21 protein-coding genes and 1 pseudogene are annotated in these 21593 nt (G+C 65.1%); 13 read left to right on the top strand and 9 right to left on the bottom strand.

Translation table 11 applies throughout. From position 1 onward, the window contains the following. The 3 genes from C5F44_RS14980 to C5F44_RS18030 form a co-directional block, all read left to right on the top strand. A partial coding sequence (locus C5F44_RS14980; protein WP_146161961.1) for an efflux RND transporter permease subunit occupies positions 1 to 196 on the top strand: 196 nt, incomplete at its 5' end. Positions 197 to 562: 366 nt separating this feature from the next. Further along, positions 563 to 1015, top strand: coding sequence for a GNAT family N-acetyltransferase (locus C5F44_RS14975; RefSeq protein WP_107674351.1), 453 nt, complete (start codon positions 563 to 565; stop codon positions 1013 to 1015). A gap of 564 nt (positions 1016 to 1579) precedes the next feature. Next, positions 1580 to 1906 carry a hypothetical protein gene (locus tag C5F44_RS18030; RefSeq protein WP_181318289.1) on the top strand — a complete coding sequence of 109 codons (327 nt, stop codon included), beginning with the start codon at positions 1580 to 1582 and terminating at the stop codon, positions 1904 to 1906. Between the two features lie 243 nt (positions 1907 to 2149). On the opposite strand, the gene C5F44_RS14965 is transcribed toward C5F44_RS18030, so the two are convergent. From C5F44_RS14965 to C5F44_RS14945, 5 genes and pseudogenes are all read right to left on the bottom strand, one after another. Further along, positions 2150 to 4141 carry a Hint domain-containing protein gene (locus C5F44_RS14965; RefSeq protein WP_181318288.1) on the bottom strand — a complete coding sequence of 664 codons (1992 nt, stop codon included), beginning with the start codon at positions 4139 to 4141 and terminating at the stop codon, positions 2150 to 2152. A gap of 280 nt (positions 4142 to 4421) precedes the next feature. Further along, entirely contained in the window at positions 4422 to 5225 is an 804-nt protein-coding gene (locus C5F44_RS14960) for a helix-turn-helix domain-containing protein (RefSeq protein ID WP_235822645.1), read from the bottom strand. Positions 5226 to 5232: 7 nt separating this feature from the next. Beyond that, the gene (locus tag C5F44_RS14955) at positions 5233 to 6075 is read right to left on the bottom strand and encodes a helix-turn-helix domain-containing protein (RefSeq protein ID WP_181318287.1); all 843 of its coding nucleotides are present in this window, start codon (positions 6073 to 6075) and stop codon (positions 5233 to 5235) included. An 85-nt stretch (positions 6076 to 6160) separates the two neighbouring features. Then, positions 6161 to 6550 (bottom strand): annotated as a pseudogene (locus C5F44_RS14950) (terminase gpP N-terminus-related DNA-binding protein); the annotation flags it as partial. Between the two features lie 373 nt (positions 6551 to 6923). Next, a complete protein-coding gene (locus C5F44_RS14945) occupies positions 6924 to 7919 on the bottom strand; it encodes a DMT family transporter (protein WP_181318286.1) in 996 nt (331 codons plus the stop codon). Positions 7920 to 8015: 96 nt separating this feature from the next. Between C5F44_RS14945 and C5F44_RS14940 the strand changes: the two genes are divergently transcribed. Further along, positions 8016 to 8882, top strand: coding sequence for a LysR substrate-binding domain-containing protein (locus C5F44_RS14940; RefSeq protein ID WP_219908690.1), 867 nt, complete (start codon positions 8016 to 8018; stop codon positions 8880 to 8882). A gap of 471 nt (positions 8883 to 9353) precedes the next feature. On the opposite strand, the gene C5F44_RS14935 is transcribed toward C5F44_RS14940, so the two are convergent. The 3 genes from C5F44_RS14935 to C5F44_RS14925 all read right to left on the bottom strand — a co-directional run bounded on the left by C5F44_RS14935 (position 9354) and on the right by C5F44_RS14925 (position 10314). Further along, positions 9354 to 9647, bottom strand: coding sequence for a type II toxin-antitoxin system RelE/ParE family toxin (locus C5F44_RS14935; protein ID WP_107674346.1), 294 nt, complete (start codon positions 9645 to 9647; stop codon positions 9354 to 9356). Then, the gene (locus C5F44_RS14930) at positions 9647 to 9895 is read right to left on the bottom strand and encodes a type II toxin-antitoxin system ParD family antitoxin (protein ID WP_107674345.1); all 249 of its coding nucleotides are present in this window, start codon (positions 9893 to 9895) and stop codon (positions 9647 to 9649) included. The genes C5F44_RS14935 and C5F44_RS14930 overlap by 1 nt, the downstream gene beginning before the upstream one ends. A gap of 167 nt (positions 9896 to 10062) precedes the next feature. Continuing rightward, positions 10063 to 10314: a helix-turn-helix domain-containing protein gene (locus C5F44_RS14925; RefSeq protein WP_107674344.1), complete on the bottom strand. Its 252-nt coding sequence runs from the start codon at positions 10312 to 10314 to the stop codon at positions 10063 to 10065. 570 nt (positions 10315 to 10884) lie between these two features. Here C5F44_RS14925 and C5F44_RS14920 point away from each other — a divergent pair. From C5F44_RS14920 to lexA, 8 genes are all read left to right on the top strand, one after another. After that, entirely contained in the window at positions 10885 to 12018 is a 1134-nt protein-coding gene (locus C5F44_RS14920; RefSeq protein ID WP_107674343.1) for a Hint domain-containing protein, read from the top strand. Between the two features lie 144 nt (positions 12019 to 12162). Beyond that, on the top strand, positions 12163 to 12750 hold the full coding sequence (locus tag C5F44_RS14915; protein ID WP_107674342.1) for an anthranilate synthase component II: 588 nt from the start codon (positions 12163 to 12165) through the stop codon (positions 12748 to 12750). After that, complete coding sequence (gene trpD, locus C5F44_RS14910) at positions 12747 to 13760, top strand: anthranilate phosphoribosyltransferase (RefSeq protein WP_107674341.1); 1014 nt, start codon at positions 12747 to 12749, stop codon at positions 13758 to 13760. The genes C5F44_RS14915 and trpD overlap by 4 nt, the downstream gene beginning before the upstream one ends. After that, complete coding sequence (locus C5F44_RS14905) at positions 13753 to 14403, top strand: uracil-DNA glycosylase (RefSeq protein WP_107674340.1); 651 nt, start codon at positions 13753 to 13755, stop codon at positions 14401 to 14403. The genes trpD and C5F44_RS14905 overlap by 8 nt, the downstream gene beginning before the upstream one ends. Before the next feature lie 128 nt (positions 14404 to 14531). Then, positions 14532 to 15347 (top strand): indole-3-glycerol phosphate synthase TrpC, encoded by an 816-nt coding sequence (gene trpC, locus C5F44_RS14900; RefSeq protein ID WP_107674339.1) that lies wholly within the window; start codon positions 14532 to 14534, stop codon positions 15345 to 15347. Next, complete coding sequence (gene moaC / locus C5F44_RS14895; RefSeq protein WP_107674338.1) at positions 15344 to 15835, top strand: cyclic pyranopterin monophosphate synthase MoaC; 492 nt, start codon at positions 15344 to 15346, stop codon at positions 15833 to 15835. The genes trpC and moaC overlap by 4 nt, the downstream gene beginning before the upstream one ends. Further along, on the top strand, positions 15832 to 16998 hold the full coding sequence (locus tag C5F44_RS14890; protein WP_107674337.1) for a molybdopterin molybdotransferase MoeA: 1167 nt from the start codon (positions 15832 to 15834) through the stop codon (positions 16996 to 16998). Before moaC ends, C5F44_RS14890 begins: the two co-directional genes overlap by 4 nt. 188 nt (positions 16999 to 17186) lie before the next feature. Continuing rightward, the gene (gene lexA, locus C5F44_RS14885; RefSeq protein ID WP_107674336.1) at positions 17187 to 17873 is read left to right on the top strand and encodes a transcriptional repressor LexA; all 687 of its coding nucleotides are present in this window, start codon (positions 17187 to 17189) and stop codon (positions 17871 to 17873) included. On the opposite strand, the gene C5F44_RS14880 is transcribed toward lexA, so the two are convergent. Then, a complete protein-coding gene (locus C5F44_RS14880) occupies positions 17867 to 19996 on the bottom strand; it encodes a ComEC/Rec2 family competence protein (protein ID WP_235822644.1) in 2130 nt (709 codons plus the stop codon). The genes lexA and C5F44_RS14880 overlap by 7 nt on opposite strands. Positions 19997 to 20101: 105 nt before the next feature. Between C5F44_RS14880 and gltX the strand changes: the two genes are divergently transcribed. After that, positions 20102 to 21517 (top strand): glutamate--tRNA ligase, encoded by a 1416-nt coding sequence (gene gltX, locus C5F44_RS14875; RefSeq protein ID WP_107674356.1) that lies wholly within the window; start codon positions 20102 to 20104, stop codon positions 21515 to 21517. Positions 21518 to 21593 lie beyond the last annotated feature (76 nt).

Raw genomic sequence — 21593 nt, 5'->3', positions numbered from 1 at the left:
ACTCGGCCTTGTCGAGGGCGATCCTTCCTTCCGCCAGCCTATGGCGACGGTCGTGATCGGGGGCCTGATCACATCAACCTTCCTCAGCCTTCTGGTCATCCCGGTGATCTACAGCTTCGTCGACGGGCTGGAGGTCACGATCAAGGGGCTCTGGAGGCGCAATAGCCCAGCAGAAGGCGTTGCAAGATCGGAGTGAACGGGAGGCTAACTGGCAGAAACGATTCCGTCCAATTACCTCCCCAATTCACGGAGTATGGTCTATCGAAGACACTCGTTGTCGCATTGCCGCCCGGTGACTTTGGGCCGGCCTTCACTGCCATCATGGCCGACCTTGCCTGTCCAGAGCGACGGATTGGTTGAACCCGCCAAACGTCAGTGTGGCCGTCCCAACGCACGTTGCTCGGAGTCCAAGGCAGCCATTGAGCCTGATGAGCTGGTAGCCTATGTTCTGACTGTCACAGAAGGAGATTTATGCACAGAGGCTTCGATTGAACCGCATGTAGCGGTATCGTTCGGCGACATCGTCGCCGATGCTTTTTTGCATGATTTCTGTGGAGTTCTCATGGAGAACATAAACTTGGTGATCCGGCCCTTTGACGCGGCAACGGATCTGAAAAAGCTGTCCAAAATCTGGTTCGAAGCTTCGATGAGGGCGCATTCCTTCATCGGTGAGACAAGGCTGATCGAGCAGCGGGGACTGATCGAAGAGGAGTATCTGCCTAAGGCAGAGACTTCAGTGGCTTGCCTTGAGGGGGAGACTGTTGGGTTCATCAGTCTATTGGGCAGCTTCATTGGCGGGATTTTCATCGCGCCAGACTGGCAGGGCTTTGGCATAGGGCGCAAACTTATCGCCGATGCACTGGCCCGGAAGGGGGAACTTTCCCTAGAGGTCTACACAGAGAATGAGCAAGCCGTTCGCTTCTACATCGCGCTTGGCTTCCAAGAGGTTTCTCGGCGCGCTATCGACGACTTCGGCTTTCCCTTTCCGAATGTAACACTCAGTCTGAAGGGGTAAAAACAAGTCGGGCAGGCTGTTATCGCCTTGCCCGACCGCATTGTGAGTGGCCGCCTCGTCCCGCGTGGATGCCATCGTGGTCGAGTGGCCGCTGCGAGGCAAAACGAACAGCAGCTTTGGGAAGTGCAACGAAGCAGCACCCTGTCCGGGTGAAAGGCGGCTATGGGCAGGCCCCGCCTGTCTTGGGGGGCGGGTCGGCCAGGCCAGCCAACCCTTTCGATTGCTGTTCCGTATGACCTGCCCCCCGGGTCATCACCATCGCATAGCGAGCGTCCTTTTGGTCGTGATCCACTTCCAATTGCACCCCCGTCAGACGCGCTTGCTACGTCGGTGCAGCCGATGGCGAAGGCATGCCCGGAAGCCCGGATCAGCGCTGATGCTGTGGCCCGCGGCCGCGCGAAGGGATGTCAAGTTCTGTCGAATCTTCGCCTATGTTGGAAGCTGCGGGTCTGCGGCCAGAAAGGTGCTGAGAACACCTCGAAGGCGCAGGGCGCTTCACGGCCCCTGACCTGCCGCCGGAAACTGGCCAGTTCATCTGCGCGCGTCGTGTGTATGTGTCGTCAGATGATGTGGTTCGCATCTGCCTTGTTCCAGCGGGATACTGGCGGTTTTGCAACCCATGTCAGCAAGAAAGCTCACCAGACCGGAAATGGTCCTGAAGTCTCGGAATTTCAGAAGATTGCGGCTGGTGACAAGCATCTTGTCATTGCGTCTGTCTGGGGCGCCTGCCCGAACGATCCAAACCCCGTACCAGGTGTTGTTCCGCCGTTCGGCACCTTTCTCGCAGATGACCTCGATGCAGTAGCCCTGCGCAAGAAACCCGCGCAGTCCGTCTTCTGTAACCACATTTGGCACTTCTACCATCATCGCCTTGTCCCGGTCACATCCTGAACGTCAGATCCTGGCTTCCGTCACCGTCCGATTTCCGGGGAGGAGCACAACCGGAATGAGCTGGCCGACTGGCGAGACGCTCGGATGGTGATCGCCATGCGGCGACCGGGCCGGATCGGGCAGACCCGTCCCCACGGTTCACGGGCAATGGGGGCCGAGAACGGCCCCCTTGCAGACATTGATGGCGCCGGCGGCTGAGGCCGGCCTGCCCGAGGCCGACATCCGGCGCCCGCAAGCCGCCGCCTAGGACAGCGCGGCCATCTCCATTTCCTGCCGCCCGCAAGAGGGCAAGGGTCTGTGGCCGTGCCCCTGCAGGGGGCGTTGGTCGTTGCGGGCAAGCCGGTCGGCCATGGACCGCGCCCGGCGGCCCGGAACCAGCAGCCGAACCGGGGGGAACAGCTCGGGCAGGACGGTTTCGGTGTTCGCCAGTTCGGGGAAGATCGCAAGGATTTCCTCAAGTTGCGCGGGGTTGACCGCTTTCAGCGCCTCTGGCCCGGTGAACAGCGATTCCGTCGGGGCGCCGTTCGACCAGACGATCTGGTGCTGATCGAACAGGAAGTGGACATATTCGATCTGGTCCAGATCCTGCGCCACGGCAAAGCCATCCATGCCAAGCAACTGCTTCGCGGCAACAAGCACCTCTTGCACGCCGAACATCCGTTCGGGAACCGCGCCACGCACCAGAACGCGGTGTTGCGGCGAAACGATCAGGTCAGCCTCGGGCATATTGGCCCCCATCGCCCCGGCGCGGATGCGGACCGGGCGCAGGTGCGGCGCCCGCGCCAGATCCAGCGCATTGAACCGCCGCTTGCCAATCCAGCGCACCGGCTGGTAGCCGTTGTCCAGCGTCAGCACCATGTCGCCGGCCGAAAGGTCACCGGCGCGGACGGGCCCTTCAAGGGTAAGGATCAGCGTATCGGCCCCGAAACATACGACGGCAGTATTGTCGAAGTTGAGGAAGCCGGAGGCGACGCCCGTCATTTCAAGGCTGCCGGTGATGCCCAGTTCGGTGCGGTAATCGGTGCCATTGATGATGCCGTCGATCTTGCCATCGGCGGCATCCGCCCGCAGCATCCCGAGTTCGGTGTGGAAGGCCTTGCCGCCCGCCGCCGTGATCCTGGTGTTGACCTCCCCGAGGGCAGACGTGTCATAGATACCCGAGAGATCGACAAAGTCATTGTCGGTATGGATGCCGTTGCTCAGCACGCCGCTGTCAGTACCGAAATCGGTAATCACATCGTTGGTGGCGCCGGTCCAGATGAACAGGTCATCGCCGGTGCCGCCGGTCAGCGTATCATCGCCGGCCCCGCCGTCGAGATGGTCATTGCCTTGGCCAGCGCTGAGCGAATCTGCGCCAGATCCCCCGTAAAGGGTATCACTGGCTGTACCGCCGACAAGATTGTCCCGCCCTTCGCCACCATCAAGGTAGTCGCCATAGGCAGAGGTCGTCCCAGTATAGCCGGAATAAACCGTGTCGTCGCCAGTGCCTCCGTACAGGCTGTCAGATTCCGACGTGTCGGTATTGCTTTCGGAGCCACCGGAAAATTTGTTGTCGCCCGAGATTATGTCATTCCCGGCGTCACCATAAAGCGCTTGACCATTGTTGAATCCATAGATGACGTCATCATCATCGCCACCATAGATAGTGTCGAAGTTGTCACCGGGCCCACCAGTATTGGCGTCAGTGTAGATTGTGTCGTTACCGGCTCCGCCATAGCTCACATCTGTGCCCGCAGCGCCATCTATGGAGTCATTACCGTCTCCGCCATTGATCGAATCGGCGCCGTTGTCACCGTCGATCGTATCATTTCCTGTGCCACCGCTGAGTGTGTCGGCCCCGTAGTGACCAAACATGTAGTCGTTTCCGGCCCCGCCAAGCATGGAGTCGCTTCCGGTCCCGCCATTCATGTAATCGTCGCCGTCGTCGCCACTCATGCGGTCGCTATCGGCGCCGCCATGCATCGTGTCGTTGCCGTTGCCGCCATACATCGTGTCTTTGCCGGTGTCGGTCTCGTATTCGACAAACACATCGTTGCCGCCGTTGCCGTAATACAGATCGTTGCCGTTGCCGCCGTAGATCCAGTCGCCGTTGGCGGCCGAATTCGAGCCGGGAAACAGAACCTCCGTCCCATTACCCCCGACCATCGTGTCGTTGCCATCATTGCCGAAATAACGGTCGTTGGTATTGTTATTGGTCCAGCTATCGTTGCCGTTCGTCCCAAAAACATCAGGCATGATGTCATCCTCGCTACAATCAGGAAGGCCGCTTAGGGAATCATTCGTGCGGCGGCCTGCTGGGATGCCGCACTGCAGGAATGGAAACCAAGACGAACCCGTACATTTGAGGCGTAGCACTGGCGAGCTGGCTCGCACCACTTCTCTCCAGAGCGTCACAAGTGAAGCCGGGTCGCCCGCTTGACGATACGACATGCTGTCCGCGCCATTCCGCAAGGGCGGTGGCGTGACGAGGGCATCGGATTTCCGGGTACTCAGAGGTATTCTGCAGACAGTGCCGTCACCACAGCGGCTGTTGTCCGTCGAGCAGAGCGAGTGCGCCCGGATCAAGCCTCGGATCGTCCTTGTAGAAGACACCGCAGGCCTGGAGATCGGCCCTGCGCGAAGCCTTTCCGGCAAGACGATCAAAGACGATCGGCAGCGCGTAGATCGGCCGCGTGCGGGCATTGTTTGACGTCATCAGCATGCCAGTCAGATAGGGCATGGACGGCACCGCAGGCGGGTAAAGCGCAATGCTGTAGAGTCGCGCATTGGTCTGTCCGACGTTCTGCACGCCGTTGATATAGATCCGCTCTCCCAGCCACTGGACCAGCCCCGTCACCTTGGTCGGCGGGCGGCTTTCCGGGGTCTCTCCCCGGTTCGTGGCAAACATCACCATCTTGACTGTGGTCAGATCGCCATGCTGCGAAATAGCCGCATAGGCGCGGCCTATCCTTTTGGGATTTGTCGGGAGTGACGTGTAGACATGGTAATGACCGCAGAACTGCGCGAGCGTGTCGCGCGTCTGTGCCATGTTCTCAAGCAGGACGCCGAACACCTCCTGAATTTGTGGCGGTAGCCCGTCGACCTTCACCGGCGGGCGCCAGCGCGCCAGAAACTGCCCTGGCGGTAGCAGCAGATCGTCTGGCTGAAGGCCCAGATGTGCGGTGATACCTTGCAGCGTCGCCAGCGATGGCATGGTCAGCCCGCTCAGGTACTTGTTCAGTTGCTGGCGATTGATGCCGAGAGCCTCGGCGGCACGCGAGGTCCCGGAAAGATGGTGTACCAGTTGGCGCAGATTGACTGGGAAATTGTTGCGGATCATCGTGCCCTCAGCCCGCGAGATGGAGCGCCGGAGTGCCGTCTTCGAAGCACAGGCGTTCGCGGACCTCTGGACCGAGCGCCGGATCATCCAGGGACATCAGCCCGCAGGCGGCCAAGTCTTCGCGCAGGCTCTGCCCTGCCCGACGCCGTTGCATGACAATATTGGAACTGTAGATAGGACGCGCACCAAAGCCGAAGTTGCTCAGCAACACGCCGCTCAGGTAGCGCACGCCGGAGGTGTAGACCGGATAGAACAGAGCGAAGCCCGGCGTGACCTCATGGGCCGGCGTGCCGCAGTCGATGAACTGGATCCGGTCCTGGACGTAGCTCAAGAGATGACGCGTCCGGCGCACATTGCTCCGGCTCCAGGGTGTTCCGGCGGCGGCGAACCGTTCCAGGACCAGCGCTTGCGTAACGCCCTGCCGCTGAAAGATGATCGCATAGGTGCGCAGCACATACTTCGGCATCTGGGGCACGCAGTTGTAGCGGAAGTACCGGCCACAATACGGCTTGAGCACCTCGCTCGCCTCTGTAAATGCTCCGGCGAGTTCCGCGATCAAGGAATGATCCGAAGACATCTTGTCGGGCGCGGCCTTGTCCCCAATGTGATGGCCGAACTCGTCCAGCGGCAAGGTCAGCGCCTCGATCGGAATGTTGAAGAGCGTGGCGATCCGGCGCATGGTGCGCAGCGAAGGGACGCTGCTGCCGTTCAGATATTTGTTCAACTGCTGACGATTGATACCCATCCGCTTCGAGGCCTCCGCGATTGAGGGCATGCGGGAGACAAGGTGGCGGATGTTTTCGGCAAAATCCGCGGTATCTTCCGGCTGACCTGGCTTGCGGCTCGTCACTGATGGCATAATGGTTCCTGAGCGCTTGGCGCCTACTATTGAGGTGATCTGTGGCGTGGCACAGTTACCTGCAGATTCAGGTATTTCAACTTCGCCACCCTGCTTCGTTTCTGGCGCTCCCGCCCCTACCTAACCGGATGCCTTCATCCAATGGCGCCTGTGACAGTTGGCACCGCTGCCTTCGCGCATGAGTTGACGAAATATGAAATGCACACCTCTGTGCGCCAATCCTGCGCAGGTCTTCGATGATCTGGATCAGCGTCAGCCGGTCACGGCAGGACTTGCCCGCGTTGCCAGACAAAAACTGTTCAAGTTGCCCCTGCCAAGGCCCGAACCGTGGCATCGGCTGCCGCTCGCGCTCATAGCTGAAGTCCGCCTCGTCAGACCGAAGGATCTTGCGCACCGTGTTGCGCGACACCTGCAGCTCCCGCACGATCCTCTTCATCGACCAACCCTGAACGTAGAAGGCCGCCGCACCCGCACGATCGTATCCACCCGCTTCATCCCTCCCTCAGTTCGCTGCCCCGCAACAAGCGATCTGACAGAACTTCAGGGGGGTCTAAACTGGACGCCGATACTCTGCCTTAGCAACTGTATCTGTCGGGTGGCCGGGGCGCCCATTTCTGACCGTTTTTGAACGGTTCGCCGAACCGGACATTGGCGCATTTGCCGCGAAGGTCTGAAAGGTCCCGCATCGCTGCCATCCCGGTCGGTTTCTTGCTGCGGTGCGAGTCGAACAGCAGCTTTCGGGAACGCGGTGAGGCAGCATTCTGACAGGCCGACCGGCGGGTAAGGGCCGGTAGGCCACTACATTGTGGAATGGTCTCGACAGGCGCTGCGGTGACGCATTACCCGTTCGAGGCCATAGACCCCCTCTCGGCTGCAACCATCGGCTTCGCGATGGGGGGGACGCTATCGCCCCCAGCTGCGGCCTGCCGATTTCTGAGGCGATCAACCTGCTCTGGCCGGCACCCTGCGGGACCGCCACACTTGAGCGTGATGGCTAGGCTCGCGAGCAGGACGCAGAGACATCCCATGATCTGCAAACCCGTGACGGCATGCCGATACCAGAATGCATCAACAGCAATAGCACTGATCGGGTAAAGGAACAGCAGAACGGCGGCCGTGGCGGTGGGGAGCTTCGGCAAGGCGTTGTAAAGCAGGACATAGACCGCGCAGGTATGCACGCCCCCGATCATCGCAAGCCAGGCCCATTGCTCAGCCCCCAAGTTCTGCGGCGGCAACGGCAACCACGGCGCCAGAATCAGAACCCCGCACAGGCACTGCAACAACGTCAGTTGCGCGCCGTTGGAACGGGGGAAACCTTTGGCGATGATCGTGACGACAGCATAGAAGATTGCCGCGCCAACGGCACAGAGGACGCCGATCCAGTCGGGCCCATGACCTTCTGGGGCATCGAAGATCCCAGTGGCCAGCGCCAGCCCGAACAATGCCAGCGCGATCCAGCCAAGGGTAGGAAGGCAAAGACGTTCACGAAAGACCAGCGCCCCGATCAGCACCATGACGAAGGGCTGAACGTGAAAAACGATCGTCGCGACCGCGATGCCCGAGCGACGGATCGCCTCGAAGAACAGCACCCAGTTCCCGACCATCAGTACCCCGCTCAGAAGTGCGAGAAACAGCACCCGAGCCGGAAGGTGGAACAGCACGCGCAGATCGCCCCGCAATGCGCCATAGGCCGCAAGCGCAAGGGCCGCGATGGCACAGCGATAGAAGGCGGTCGAAAGCGGATCGGTCCCGACCTCGATCACACAAAGCCCCAGGGTGCCCAGCGTGGTCTGGGCCAGAACGACCCCCGCAACTCCCTGTCTCTGAGGCGTCATCCATCTGCTCCCATGCCTGGCTCGAGGTCAAAATAGCCATGGCCTTTCAACAAACAATCAATATGGTTTGAAGCTATTGTCAGGGATTTCCAAAGAATGATTCAGCTCGATCATGTGCTGCTGCGTACATTCATCGCCTGCATCGACGCGAAGGGCTTCGGCCGCGCCGCGCAAAGGGTGCATCGTTCTGCGGCAACGATCTCGACCCATATCGCGCGGCTCGAAGCGGAAACGGGCGTGGTTCTGTTTCTCCGCGACACCCGAAACCTTGCCCTGACGCGCGAGGGCGAGCGCCTGGAGGCCTATGCCCGCCGTATCCTCCGACTGCATGACGAAGTGGCGGAATCCTTTCACAAGCCCGATTTCCGCGGCGCAATCACCATCGGGGCGCCGGATGACTTCATCTCGCAGTTTCTGCCGCCCGTGCTCGAGCGGTTCGGGATGCAGTATCCTCTGGCAGACATCAAGGTTGTCTGCGCCCAGACCACGGTGCTTGCGCCGCTGGTAAGCGGGAGCCAAGTGGATCTGGCCATTGTGACGCGATCAGACGGCGTCACCGGCAAGCTGGTGCGCCGCGAGCCGATGGTCTGGATTTCCGCGCGCGACCGCCTTGCCCTGGAACGGCGGCCGCTGCCGGTGGCGCTCTTCGAGCCCGGAAGCCACGCGCGCAAGGTGGTTCTGACCGCGTTGGAGCAAAGCAACATCACGTTCCGCGCAACCTATGAAAGCTCCAGCCTCGCCGGGCTGCTGACGATCGTCGAGGCGGGGCTGGCCGTCGCCGCCGTGACCCGCCTTTCGGCGCCGCCGCACCTCATATTGCCGGAAGGTGCCGGCGGCCTACGCATGCCAGAGGCGCTGGACCTGGTCCTGATCCGTGGCGCTGCGGCGAGCAACCCTTTGTGCGATGCCATGGAAGAGATGGTCTTCGATCAGCAATACAGGCGCCAGACCGATCAAGGCTGAAGCCTTCCGGGCGCTTGTTCTGCGGCGTTTTATTATGTGCCGGATCCCTCGGCGCCACTGACATTCGTCCCCGGATTTTTCTGCGCTAAGGCATGAACAGCAGCTTTGCGGAATGCGGCTATGCAGCATTCGCGGCGACTGACCGGCGGCTATGGGCCGCTTCCAGCACAAGCACTATCCGGTGGTCAAGATCGTCCGGCTTGCGGTAGATCGGTATCCGACGCCGCCCGATCCGGCCACGTCCGTCAAGCTGGTGTAAATTGCCTGATGGCCTAGGCACAAAGCAAGGCAACCGCCCGGCTATCGAGGCGTGTGGCTTTGATATACCAGGCGTGATCCGCTCCCCAACGTTGGACCGCCCGAGGGCAGAGTTTTCCGGCGCCACATAGAGGGTCAATTTTGGACGCCGATCTGGGATCAGTTTTGCGTGCCGATTGACAGCCAAGGGCTTGGTGCTGACGAAAAGGACGGTCAGAGATGACGGTCGAAGTCCATGCGCTCGTGCAGGATGCGCAGGATTTCCACGTCGCCCTGCCCGCTGCGCCTAAAGAAGATCATGTGCCGGTTGCAGGAACAGGAAATCAGGCCTGGACGCAGATCAGTGCGATCCTTGCCGAGCGCCGTTGTTTGCGCCAGCGCCGCAAAAGTCTGGTCAAGCTCGGTCAGGTAGCGGATCGCCTGATCCATGCCCCACTTTTCCAGCGTATAGGCCCCGATACGGTCAAGGTCACCCTCGGCCTGAAGCGTCAGACGGAATTGGCCCATCAGCTCCGCGCCTGAAGCCTGGCGAGGGATTTCTCGAGCGAATAGTCTGCAAACTCACCCCGATCAGCCTGCTGCCAAGCAGGTTCGATGGCATCGCGCAGGCGTTGCAGCTTCACTTCATCCGCTTCATCGGCGGCTATCTTCAGCCGCAGCGCCTCCCTCACCACTTCGGAGGCATTATTGTAGAGCCCGGACTGAACCTTGCTCTTCACATAATCTTCCAGCTTTTCCGTCAGCGAGATGTGCATCGAAACGCCTCCCTTCGCAGCTATGTACAAAGATTGTCAGTCTTTGGATATCACGCCAGATCACCGGGATCAATCGCACCACCCATCTGGCCCCGCCTCCGGTGCCATTCTTGCGGTGTGATTGCGGGCATGGACCGATGTTCGCTGGCGGATTCTGGCGCGGACGATCAAGCCCTGCCCTGCAACGCCGCCTCCACAGGGCCGAGAAGGGTCAGTGCTGACACCCCGAGCAGTTGCGCGATCTCGATCAACTCAATGACCTCCACACGCCGCTCTCCGGTTTCGATCTTTGCAACAAACGACTGCGAACGACCCAGACGATCTGCCAGTTCCTGCTGCGTTAGGCCGCTGTTGCGACGGGCCTCAACCAATGCCTGCATCAGCGCCAGATGGCCCGCCGTGCGCAAGCTTTTGGTCATGGCGCCTCCAAGGTTTCCCGGATGTTTCCTGACGGGCCTGCTGACGGGCTTGCCCGCTGCGCGCAGGGCGTGGTGGGTGGGCTGGCATTGCGGGGGCGTGGGTCGTTTCGATTTCTGAAACGGTGATGGGCCAGTGGCCAGGCTGGCAAAGCCTGTCGGGGCCGGTTTCGGCGGCGGGGTGCAACCTGCGCGGGTTGGCGCTGGCCCGGGGGTGATCCGGGGCCTGGAGGAGGCCGCGACATGCCGCCACATTCCCCCCTTCTGACAACCTTATGAAACACGGATATTTCTTATCGTCCCCGCAGGCGCAGATGGCGGGTGCCGGGCGGTTGACACGGGCTGCGCGTTCCTGCAAGTGGGGCCGGCGTCGACCGCAGTGTCGACCGCGGGGGTTGTCCGGTGCTGTTGTCTGCGCCGCGGGACAAGTGTTCCCCGTTCATCGTGCCGGGGGCAATTTCCCCCCTTTCCGAAACAATGCCAGTCACAGGCGTTCCAGGTTCCTGCCCCGCGAAGGGCCGGTCAGACCTGCGTCCGTCTGCGTCTGACCAGAGTAAAGACTGAAAGGGAACGATGTCTGAGACTGTCCTTCTGGTTCGCGGCGACATCCTGGGCGAGACGCCATACCAGCCAACCAATCTTTACAACCCCAGCGACGCCGGGTTTGCCATGCAGGTGAACAATGCCCAGCGGGTGGGGGCGCCGGACGAGACGTTCCGGCTGGTCGGCTATCAGAACATCAACGGCGCAGAGGCCTTTTCGAACGGCCAGTTCTGGAAGCTGCAAAGCTATTCCGGGCCGGCGAATCCCACGCAGGCCGATCTGGACAACCCGGCCAACTGGACCGACCTTTACACCGGCATGGTGCCCAAGCCCGACCTGGTAGCCGGGCTGGGGATGACCCCGACCGGCGTGGTGTTCGAGGTGCAGGGTCTGGGCGGCGGCGGGCGCCATATCGTGCTGGACACCCGCGCCAGCTTTCCCGAGACGCCGGGCACCGTCATCCTGCCGGGCAAGGACGAGAACGGCAACAGCCTCGACACCGGCCCCCTGGAATTCGACACCATCCGCAACATTGAAGCGGGTCCGCCCTGCTTCCTGCGGGGCACCCTGATCCTGACCCCGACCGGGCCGCGCCCGATCGAGGATCTGCGGGTCGGCGATGCGGTGGTGACGCGGGACCGCGGCGCGCAGCCCATCCTGTGGATCGGACAGCGCCGGATGGCCGCGTCTGAGCTGGACCGCCGGCCCAATCTGCGGCCCATCCGCATCCGGGCGGGCGCGCTTGGTCCGTCCCTGCCGGAAACCGATCTGCTGGTGTCGCCGCAGCACCGGATTCTGGTCCGGTCGGCCCTGGCGGAACGGATCGCCGGCGAGGATGAGGTGCTGGTGGCGGCCAAGCACCTGCTGGCCAGCGACGGCATCGAAGAGGCGCGGGACTGCGGGCCGGTGGAGTATTTCCACATCCTGTTCGACCGGCATGAAGTGGTCTTTGCCAACGGGGCCGAGACCGAGTCGTTCTATCCCGGCCCGCAGGCGCTGCGGATGGTGGACCGGGCCGCCCGCGCGGAACTGCTGGAGCTGTTCCCCGAGCTGCGGGAAACGGGCTTCCGCCCGGCCGCGGCCCGCACTTTCCTGACGGGGGGCCTTGCCCGGCGGCTGCTGCGCCTGCTGGAGCGCAAGGACCAGCCGCTTGTTGCCGCATGACCGGCCGCGCAGAGGGGGAAACCCCTCTGCGCAGGGCGGTTGCCCCCCGGGGTCAGATGCGCGATAAGCGGGACGACGTTCCTCGGGGCCGCAGGCCGGGCCGTTCCGGCCCGCCCCACGGGGAACCAACGGGTTGCCACCGACATGCTGCTTCTGATCGACAATTACGACAGCTTCACCTGGAACCTTGTGCATTACTTCGGCGAACTTGGCGCCGATGTGGTGGTGCGGCGCAACGATGCGCTTGAGGTGCAGGAGGCGCTGGCGATGCGGCCGCAGGCGATTGTGCTGTCGCCCGGCCCCTGTGACCCGGCGCAGGCCGGCATCTGCCTGCCGCTGACCCGCGCCGCCGCCGAAAACGACGTGCCGCTGCTGGGCGTGTGCCTGGGCCACCAGACCATTGGCGAGGCGTTCGGCGGCAAGGTCATCCGCTGCCACGAGATCGTTCATGGCAAGATGGGCACCATGCACCACGAAGGCAAAGGCATGTTCCGCGGCCTGCCCTCGCCCTTTGTCGCCACGCGCTATCATTCGCTGATCGTCGAGCGCGAGACCCTGCCCGATTGTCTGGAGATCACCGCCTGGCTGGAGGACGGCACCATCATGGGCCTGCGCCACCGCGAGAAGCTGATCGAAGGGGTGCAGTTCCACCCCGAATCCATTGCCAGCGAACACGGGCACCGGATGCTGCAGAATTTCCTGGAAACCGCCGGCGTCAAGGTGACGGCATGAGCGAGGTTCTGAAACCGCTGATCGGCATCGCCGCCACCCGCCCGCTGACCCGGGACGAGGCCGAGGCCGCCTTTGCCTGCCTGTTCGAAGGCACCGCCACCCCCGCACAGATGGGCGGCTTTCTGATGGCGCTGCGCACGCGGGGCGAGACGGTCGATGAATATGCCGCCGCCGCGCGGGTGATGCGGTCGAAGTGCAACCCCGTCCGCGCGCCCGAAGGCGCGATGGACATCGTGGGCACCGGCGGCGATGGCAAGGGCACGCTGAACATCTCGACCGCGACCGCCTTTGTGGTGGCCGGGGCCGGCGTGCCGGTGGCCAAGCATGGCAACCGGAACCTGTCGTCCAAATCCGGCGCGGCGGATGCGCTGACGGAGCTGGGCCTGAATGTCATGGTTGGCGCCGAGGTGGTGGAACGCTGCCTGTCGCAGGCCGGGATCGGCTTCATGATGGCGCCGATGCACCATCCGGCCATGCGCCATGTGGGGCCGGTGCGGGCCGAACTGGGCACCCGCACCATCTTCAACATCCTGGGGCCGCTGACCAACCCCGCCGGGGTGACGCGCCAGTTGACCGGCGCCTTTTCCGACGCGCTGATCCGGCCCATGGCCGAAACCCTGCTGCAGCTTGGCACCGTCAAGGCTTGGCTGGTGCATGGCGGCGACGGCACCGATGAAATCTCGATCGCCGCACCCACCAAGGTGGCGGCGCTGGAAAACGGCGCGATCCACGAATTCACCCTGCATCCCGAAGATGCGGGCCTGCCCTACCATCCGTTCGAAAAGGTGCTGGGCGGCACGCCGGCGGAAAACGCCGTTGCCTTCCGCGCATTGCTGGACGGCGAGGCGGGCGCCTATCGCGATGCGGTGCTGCTGAACGCCGCCGCCGCGCTGGTGGTGGCGGACAAGGCCGCCTCGTTGCCCGAGGGGGTGGAGATGGCCCGCGCCTCGATCGACAGCGGCGCGGCCAAGGCCAAGCTGGCCGATGTTGCCCGCCTGACGCATGGCTGACGCGCCGCCGCCGCCCGCCAGTTGGGCCGGCCTGCCGTTCTTTCGCGACCAGTGGCCGGCCCTTTGGGCACGGCTGCGGGCGGTGCCCGACTGGCAGCCCGCGCCGGACGTGATCTTCCGCGCGCTGGCGCTGACCCCGCGCGACCGGGTGCGGGTGGTGATCCTGGGGCAAGACCCCTACCCCACGCCGGGCCGCGCCACCGGACTTGCCTTCAGCTTTCCGCCGGGCCAGCCCCCGCGCGACAGCCTGCGCAACATCCTGACCGAGCTTGCCGAAGACACCGGCCAGCCCAAGGCCGATGGCGACCTTGCGCCCTGGGCCGACCAGGGGGTGCTGCTGCTGAACACCGCGCTGACGGTGCCGGTGGGGCGGGCCAACGGTCACAAGGGCTGGGGCTGGGAGGAGCTGGCTGCGCAGGTGGTGCAGGCCACCGCTGCCGATGGCCCGCGCGCCTTTGTGCTGTGGGGGGCACCGGCGCAACGGCTTTGCGCCGATCTGCCGCGCGACGGCCACCTGTTCATCGAAACCCCGCACCCTTCGCCCCTGTCGGCCTGGCGGGGCTTTTTCGGCGCGCGGCCCTTCTCGGCCGTGAACCGCTGGCTGGCCGCGCGGGGCGAGCCGGTCATCGACTGGTCCCGCTGAACCTTTCCTTCCGGCGCAGGCTTCGCTAGTCTTCCGCGATCCCGCTCATTCCCTTCATCCTGGGACACATACCCCACGGGGTCCGGGGCTGTGAAACCCCCGGTCCGCGCCGCAACAGGAAGACCCGCATGACCACCATTCTCGACCGGATCAAGGCCTACAAACTTGAGGACGTGGCCACCCGCAAGGCCGCCCGCCCGCTGGCCGAGGTGGAAGAGGCCGCCCGGTCCGCGCCGGCGCCGCGCGGCTTTGCCCGCGCGCTGCGCGAGGCGGCGATGCAGGGCTACGGTCTGATCGCGGAGATCAAGAAGGCCAGCCCGTCGAAGGGCCTGATCCGCCCCGATTTCGACCCGCCGGCGCTGGCCGCCGCCTATGAGGACGGCGGCGCCACCTGCCTGTCGGTGCTGACCGACGGGCCCAGCTTTCAGGGCGCCGACGAGTTCCTGACCCAGGCGCATGACGCCACCAAACTGCCCTGCCTGCGCAAGGATTTCCTGTACGATCCCTGGCAGGTGGCCGAATCCCGCGCGCTGTCGGCCGATTGCATCCTGCTGATCATGGCCTCGCTGTCCGACGAACAGGCGGCGGAGCTGGAAGACGCGGCCCTGACCTGGGGCATGGATGTGCTGATCGAGGTGCATGACGAGGCCGAGCTGGAACGCGCGCAGGCGCTGAAATCGCCGCTGATCGGCATCAACAACCGCAACCTGCACACGTTCGAAGTGTCACTGGACACCACGCGCAAGCTGGCGCGGCTGGTGCCCGAAGACCGGCTGATCGTGGCGGAAAGCGGCCTTTATGCCCCCGAGGATCTGGCCGATCTGGCCCGCTTCGGCGCGCGCTGCTTCCTGATCGGGGAAAGCCTGATGCGGCAGGACGACGTGGCCACCGCCACGCGCGCCATTCTGGCCCGTCCGCTGACGGCGCAAGGGGGCCGGATATGACCGCAGGCCCGCCCGGACTGACCCATTTCGACGCCACCGGCGCGGCGCATATGGTGGATGTCTCGGGCAAGCCGGTCACCGACCGCATTGCCGTGGCCGAAGGCTATGTGGTGATGGCGCCCGCCACGCTGGCGCTGGTCACCGAAGGGCGCGCGCAGAAGGGCGACGTGCTGTCGGTGGCGCGTCTGGCGGGCATCATGGGCGCCAAGAAGACCGCCGATCTGATCCCCCTCTGCCACCCGTTGCCGCTGACGAAAGTCGCGCTGGAGCTGACCGCCGATCCGCTGCGCTCCGCGATCCGGGTTGAGGCCACGGTCAGGACCGGCGGGCAGACCGGGGTTGAGATGGAGGCGCTGACCGCCGTCTCGGTGGCCTGCCTGACGGTCTATGACATGGTGAAGGCGGTCGAGAAATCCATGACGATCGAAGGCATCCGCCTTCTGCTGAAAGACGGTGGAAAATCAGGTCTTTACGAGGCGAAGCGATGATTTCGGTCGAAGATGCGCAGACCCGCCTTCTGGCGCTGGCCGCGCCTCTTTCGTCCGAGACGGTACCGCTGCGGGCGGCGGCCAACCGCTGGCTGGCGGCCCCGGTCGCCGCGCGCCGCGACCAGCCGCCCTTCGATGCCTCGGCCATGGATGGCTATGCCGTTGCGGGCGATCCCGCCGCCGGTGACAGCTTCCAGGTTGTGGGTGAGGCGGGGGCCGGACATGGCTTCGCGGGGTCTGTCGGGCCCGGACAGGCCGTGCGCATCTTCACCGGCGCCCCCGTCCCCGCCGGGACCAGCCGTGTGGTCATCCAGGAAGACGTTGACCGTCAGGGGGACCGCATCACGCTGCGCGTGGCCGCCGACAGCGGGCGCAACATCCGCCCGCAAGGCGCCGATTTCGCCGCCGGCGCCCGGCTCGCGCCGCGCTGGCTGCGCCCGGCCGATCTGGCGCTGCTGGCCGCGATGAACGTGGCGCAGGTGCCCGTCGCGCGCCGGCCGGTGGTGGCCTTCATCGCCACCGGGGATGAGCTGGTGATGCCCGGCGAAGACCCCGGCCCCGACCAGATCATCGCCTCGAACAGCTTTGCGCTGGAGGCGATGGCGCGCGCCGCCGGGGCGGAAACGCGACTGCTGCCCATCGCCCGGGATGAGGACGCCGCCTTGCGCGCGGTGTTTGCGCTGGCGGACGGGGCCGATGTGATCGTCACCATCGGCGGCGCCTCGGTCGGCGATCATGATCTGGTGGCCCGCACCGCCGGCGACCTTGGGCTGGTGCCCGCCTTTCACAAGGTGGCCATGCGCCCCGGCAAGCCGCTGCTGGCGGGCCGGCTGGGGGCGTCGGTGCTGCTGGGCCTGCCGGGCAACCCGGTTTCGGCCATCATCACCGGGCAGCTTTTCCTGCTGCCGCTGCTGCGCGCCCTGCAAGGCGACCCCGCGCCGCTGCCCGCCCCGCAAGCCGCGATCCTGACCGAACCCTTGCCCGCCAACGGCCCGCGCGCCCATTACATGCGCGCCCGCCTGGCCGGCGACCGCATCACCCCCTTCGCCCAGCAGGACAGCGCGCTGCTGACCATTCTGAGCGAGGCCAGCGCCCTGCTGATCCGGCCCGCATCGGACGGCCAGCGCCAGCCGGGCGAGACCGTGCCCTATCTGCCGTTCTGACCCTTCCAGTTGGCCCAAATACCCTCTGGGGGTGCGGGGGGCGAAGCGCCCCGCGGCGGCGTTTGCGGCCGGTGATTCGCAAATTGCTTGACACAAACCGGGAACACGGGCAGAACATTGCGTCAACGCCTGCCCCAAATACCCGCCCAAAACACCCGCCCAAAACCCATGCCCGACCGGGGGAACCGATGCTCACGCGCAAGCAGCTTGAACTTCTGAATTTCATCAAGGACCGGATGGACAGCGACGGCGTGCCGCCTTCCTTTGACGAGATGAAAGAGGCGCTGGATCTGCGGTCGAAATCCGGCATCCACCGGCTGATCACCGCGCTGGAAGAACGCGGCTTCATCCGGCGGCTGGCCCATCGCGCCCGCGCGCTGGAAATCATCAAGCTGCCCGATGCGATGGAACGGCCCGGCTTCAGCCCGCGCGTCATCAAGGGCGACCGCAGCGATCCGCCGCGCAATGCCGTGCCGGTCGAGGCGATCCATGCGATGGAACTGCCGGTCATGGGCCGCATCGCCGCCGGTGTGCCGATCGAGGCGATCAGCGAGGTCAGCCACCATGTTGCGGTGCCCGGCTCGATGCTGGCGGGCCGCGGCAACCATTACGCGCTTGAGGTCAAGGGCGACTCGATGATCGAGGCGGGGATCAACGATGGCGACATCGTGGTGATCCGCGAACAGACCACCGCCGAGAACGGCGATATTGTCGTGGCGCTGGTCGAGGATCACGAGGCCACGCTGAAACGCTTTCGCCGGCGCGGCAACATGATCGCGCTGGAGGCGGCGAACCCCGCCTATGAAACCCGTGTCTTCCCCGACCATCTGGTCAAGGTGCAGGGCCGGCTGGTCGGGCTGATCCGCAACTACTGATCCGGGCCGGGCGCTGCCTGCGGGGGCAGATCGGGCAGCAGGCCGGCCAGACGGCTGTTGTCCAGCACAGGGCCGCTCCAGATCCGGCCGCCCGAACGGCCCGCGCGCAAGGTGATGGTGCCGTCCGCGCCCTGGGACAGGGCCAGCGGGCCGGTGTCGCGCAGGATGGTCTGGTCGATCAGGTGGCAGCCTTCGGGGGCGGCTTCGGCCCGCGCCGCCAGGATCACCAGATCGGCCGAGGCGCAGGCGTCGCCCAGCAGGGCCGCGCCGGTCTTGCCGGTCAGCACAACGCCGCGCAGGCCGGCAAAGGCGAAGCGCCGCGCTTCCTTCGGCCCGGTGAACCCCGGCCGCGCCGCCGCTTCGGGCTGCAAGGCAAGATCGCCGTCGTTTTCCAGCCAGTTCTTCGCGGCAAAGCCGCCGCCCCCGGCGGCCGACAGCGCCCGCCCCTGTGGCCCCATCAGCCCGACCAGCCGCCCGTCGCCCGAGATCAGCAGGCCGGGCCGTTCCGCCAGCGGCCAGAGCAGCAGGGCCAGCACGACCGCCGCCAGTCCGGCCCAACGCGCCCGGCCCGGCCAGAGGATACCCCAGAGCGCCCCGAGCGACAGGAGCGGCAGCACCACGCCCCCCGGCGCGGGGATCGCCGTCACCGCGCCGTCGATGGCGGCCACCCGATGCGCAACGTAAAGAATCCAGTCGCAGCCCAGTCCCATCAGCCACAGCGGCCCCCCGGCCAGCCCCAGCGGCGCCAGCAGGGCCGCCAGAGCGCCCATCGGCATGACCACCGCGCCCATGACCGGAACGGTCAGCAGGTTGGCGACAAAGCCGTAATCGGTGAAGCGGTTGAAATGCGCCGCCGCATAGGGCGCGGTGGCGATGCCGCCGATGGCGGAACTGGCGACAAGGGTGAAGACCGGCACCGTCCAGCGCGGCCAGTCGCCCAGCATGACCTTGTGATCCAGCACAGAAAAGCCCCAGATCAGCCCCAGCGTTGCGGCGAAGGACATCTGGAACCCCGGCTCCAGCAGGCTTTCGGGACGCAGCAGCAGCAGGACCGTTGCCGCCACCGCGCCCGATCGCAGGGTGATGGCGCGGCGGTCCAGCAGCACCGCCCCCAGCATCACCGCCACCATGACGAAGGCGCGTTCGGTCGCGACATTCGATCCCGACAGCAGCAGATAGAACCCCGCCACCGCGAAAGAGATCACCGCCGCCACCTTCTTGCCGTTCGCCCGTACCGCCAGCGCGGGCACCAGCGCCAGTGCCGTGCGCAGCAGCGCGAAGACGAAGCCCACCAGAAAGGCCAGGTTCATGCCCGAGATGGCCAGAAGATGCGCCAGCGAACTGTCGCGCAGCGCCACCACGGTATCATGGCTGATGCCCGAACGGTCGCCCGTCATGGCGCCCGCGGCAAAGGCGCCGGCATCGCCCGGAATGGCGGCCTGCATGGCCCCCGACAGATAGCTGCGCAGCCGGCCGATGCGTTCGTCGGCCGGGCCCGGATCCTCCAGCAGCACCAGCGGCTTGGCGGTATAGCCGACGCCGCCCAGCCCGGCGAAATAGGCCATGCGGCGAAAGTCGAAGCCCCCCGGTTCGACCGCGCCATCGGGGGCGGCCAGGCTGGCGGTGACCATCACGGTCTGGCCGGGCGCCGGGGTCAGGAAGGGCTGGTCGCCCTGCAACGAGAGCCGCACCCGCTGCGGCGTGCGGTCGGGCGGCAGGTCTTCCAGCACCACATGATCCAGCGTGATGCGCGGCGCATCCGAGGCGGAACGGTCAATCTCGACAATGCGGCCTTCGACCGGGCCATAGTAGCGGAAGGTCAGCATCGGCGCCTGCACCAGATGGGCGCGCAGCCCGGCGGCCAGAAAGCCCAGCATCAGTGCCAGCAGCGCCGCCGCAGGCGGGCGCAGCAGATCGGGCGCCCAACGCTGCGCCAGGGCGGCGGCCAGCGCCAGCCCGCCCGCGCCCAGATACAGCGCCCGGCCCGGTTCGGACGGCCAGACGAACCACAGGCCCACGCCGCAGCCGATCAGCACCGCGGCCAGGGGGAACAGATGCCCCCGCGCCTCGACCAGCGCGCGCAGCGGCGCCAGCAGCCATTGGTCGGGCCACGCCCCCGCCACCTTGCCCTTCCCCGTCCTTGCCGTCTAAATGCCCGCAACGCCGGCTGACCGGCCCTTCCCGTCATCCCAGATCCTGGTTTCCGAAAGGTTAATGCAAGAATGCCCATGCGCTCTGAGGCCCGCTCCGATGTGGTCACCCGCTTCGCGCCCTCGCCCACCGGCTATCTGCACATCGGCGGTGCCCGGACGGCGCTGTTCAACTGGCTGTTCGCGCGCGGCCGGGGCGGCAAGTTCCTGCTGCGGATCGAGGATACCGACCGGGAACGATCAACCCCGGCAGCGACCGAGGCCATCCTCAAGGGGCTGACCTGGCTGGGGCTGGACTGGGACGGCGATGTCGTCAGCCAGTTCGAGCGCAAGGATCGCCATGCCGAGGTGGCGCATGAGATGCTGGCGCGGGGCACCGCCTACAAGTGCTTTTCCACCGCCGCCGAGATCGAGGCCTTCCGCGAGGCGGAAAAGGCGCGCGGTGTCAGCTATCCGGTGTTCCTGTCGCCCTGGCGTGATGCCGACCCGTCCAGCCACCCCGACGCGCCCTATGTGATCCGCATGAAGGCGCCGCGCACGGGCGAGACGGTGATCGACGATCAGGTGCAGGGCCGCGTGGTCATCAAGAACGAAACGCTGGATGACATGATCGTCCTGCGCAGCGACGGCACGCCCACCTACATGCTGGCCGTGGTGGTGGACGACCATGACATGGGCGTGACCCATGTGATCCGGGGCGACGACCACCTGAACAACGCCGCCCGCCAGCAGATGGTCTATGATGCGATGGGCTGGACCGTGCCGGTCTGGGCGCACATCCCGCTGATCCACGGACCCGACGGCAAGAAGCTGTCAAAGCGGCATGGGGCGACCGGGCTGGAGGAGTACCAGGCCATGGGCTACCCGGCGAGCGGGATGCGCAACTACCTGACCCGGCTGGGCTGGGCGCATGGTGACATGGAAATCTTCACCAGCGAAGAGGCGATGCGGGTCTTCACGCTGGAGGGAATCGGTCGCGCGCCGGCGCGGCTGGATTTCAAGAAGCTGGAAAACACCTGCGGCCATCACATCGCGATGACCGAGGATGCCGCACTGCTGCATGAACTTGAGGGCTATCTGGCCGCCGCGGGCCAGCCCGGGCTGACGGTGCAGCAGCGTACACGGCTTGTGCCGGCGATGGCGGCGCTGAAGGAACGTGCGAAGACCTTCCCGGAACTGCTTGAAAAGGCGCAGTTTGCACTGGCCGAACGGCCCATCGTGCCGGATGAGAAGGCGGCGGCTTCGCTGGATACGGTATCCCGTGGTATACTGAAATCATTGACGCCGCGCTTGCAAAATGCTAGCTGGACGAAAGACACGCTCGAGACCATCCTGAACGAGATCGCCGCCGAAAACGGCATCGGATTCGGCAAGCTGGCGGCCCCGCTTCGGGCCGCCCTGGCAGGCCGCAGCGTGACGCCTTCGGTCTTCGACATGATGCTTGCCATCGGTCGGGACGAGACGATCGCAAGGCTTTCGGACGCCGCAGCCTGAGGCTGCCCCCGTCCCCGGCCTTGGCTCTGCGCCCCGCTGCGGGGCGTGACAGGACAACCGGCCCGCCGCCCCTTTG

It is taken from the genome of Fuscovulum blasticum DSM 2131 (assembly GCF_003034965.1).
In the GTDB taxonomy this organism is placed as follows: Bacteria; Pseudomonadota; Alphaproteobacteria; order Rhodobacterales; family Rhodobacteraceae; genus Pseudogemmobacter; species Pseudogemmobacter blasticus.
This window is presented reverse-complemented; position numbering and strand designations above follow the sequence as displayed.